2 protein-coding genes and 1 pseudogene are annotated in these 1726 nt (G+C 39.1%); 1 reads left to right on the top strand and 2 read right to left on the bottom strand.

Features of this window, described 5'->3' with window-relative positions; genetic code table 11:
- Positions 1-57 precede the first annotated feature (57 nt).
- Positions 58-263 (bottom strand): annotated as a pseudogene (locus QUA02_RS33295) (ISKra4 family transposase); the annotation flags it as partial.
- A gap of 185 nt (positions 264-448) precedes the next feature.
- Here QUA02_RS33295 and QUA02_RS33300 point away from each other — a divergent pair.
- Positions 449-1066 carry a Uma2 family endonuclease gene (locus QUA02_RS33300; RefSeq protein ID WP_333034002.1) on the top strand — a complete coding sequence of 206 codons (618 nt, stop codon included), beginning with the start codon at positions 449-451 and terminating at the stop codon, positions 1064-1066.
- Positions 1067-1115: 49 nt separating this feature from the next.
- On the opposite strand, the gene QUA02_RS33305 is transcribed toward QUA02_RS33300, so the two are convergent.
- Positions 1116-1382, bottom strand: coding sequence for a DUF4926 domain-containing protein (locus tag QUA02_RS33305; protein ID WP_333034003.1), 267 nt, complete (start codon positions 1380-1382; stop codon positions 1116-1118).
- Positions 1383-1726 lie beyond the last annotated feature (344 nt).

The following is a 1726-nucleotide window of genomic DNA, read 5'->3' on the forward strand; positions in this document are numbered from 1 at the left end:
TCTGATTTTTCGCTCATCTGACTACATTACCATATTTCTCGGCTCTCACTCTCACTATTTTTCACCTGAATCCTTACGAATTCCTGATACTGCGGAAAAAAAAAGCTACCTAGTTCTGGACCCACTTCTTCTAACATTTTCTGACGGACTGAATTTTCTATACTTTCAAAACTTTTTAACTCGGTTGGAGCTGTATTTCTGTAAAGAATTTCTGCTGCCGCTTTTAAGTGGGCTTTTAGCTGTTGTTGGTCTGAGGGTGTCATTTTATTTACCTCATCTTTATTTTACGATTTTACTAGCTTTTTCATTTTAACCCTTTTTTGACATATTTGCAAAAGTGAGATGCACCCAAGGGCGATCGCTTTTTTGGAAATGCGGGTTATCATTTAAGTGAGCGATCGCACTCAAAAGAAATATTTGTTCAACATCATTGTGGGAGAAGATCGAGATGACAGGCACTTTGCAAACAACCGAGAAAGATTACTGCACAGAGGAGCAATATTTAGCACTGGAAGAAACAGCAGAGTACAAAAGCGAATATCTCGACGGGGAAATTATTCCTATGACAGGCGGATCTACCAATCACAATCAAATCGCTGGCAATTTGTACATTGCTTTGACTCTTGCTCTCAAAAAACGGAATTACCGCATCTTCATCGGTGACGTGCGTCTGTGGATACCAAAAGTGCGACTGTACACTTATCCAGATGTAATGGTAATTTTTGGGCTACCTGAGTACCGCAACAATCGCACAGACACGATTACCAACCCTCAAGTTATTGTGGAAGTTTTATCAAAGTCTACTAAAAACTACGATCGAGCTGACAAGTTTACATTTTACAAAACTCTTCCTTCTTTTCGAGAATACATTACGATCGATCAAACAAAAATTAAGGTCGAGCAGTATTCTAAAACCGAGAATAAAAGATGGTTGTATTGCGAGTATGACGAGGAAGATACGGCTTTAGTGTTTAATTCCTTCGAGCTTGAAGTTCCTCTATCTGATGTTTACGAACAAGTGAATTTTGAGCAAGTTGAGCAAGAAGATAGTCAAAATGAGGTGTGAGGGCGATCGTACTTCGTTTGAAAAGGGATCTCGCGTTTCTCCTCCTATTTTAATGCAAACTCTTCTCTTGAATGTCTGTTGAGCTGTATTGAGAATCTCCCCAAATTTCAGGTAGCGGGGTCACCCAAGAAATAGGTACAGCAATCACATCTAAAGTTTCACCATCTTTAAAGACTTCTAAAGTATATCCAGATTCTGGCTGCTTTCTGGTTGGATGGAGATGGTCTAATACCACTCCCGTGTCCCCTTTTTTTACTGGAGTATTAGGAACATCTTGCTTGAGTTTTACCCACTGAAATAATGTTGCTGTTGTCATTGTTTAGCCCTCCTATGACTTGTCAGTATCAAGTAATTGCTCTCTAATAAACTTCATCATGCGTTCCAATATCAATCAATATAATCAACTCTTCTGCTGTTTCACTATCCCGATCGAGACTATAAATAATCCGACAATCGTACTCAACCCATTTGTGACAAGTTAAGAAAAAGTGCAAATTGTCAAGGGGGTAGACAAAAAAAGGTAAAATAGGATGAAACCTTTACCGGGCAAGCAGTTTAGCCATAATTGAACCAGTTATGACTCGCAAAAAACGAATCAACCGAGATCATGCAAAGAAAAAAAATCGTCCCCAAGTAGAAAATGAAGCGGTAGCGAATCAC

Source organism: Microcoleus pseudofavosus SVA1_A4 (assembly GCF_036700565.1).
In the GTDB taxonomy this organism is placed as follows: Bacteria; Cyanobacteriota; Cyanobacteriia; order Cyanobacteriales; family Microcoleaceae; genus Microcoleus.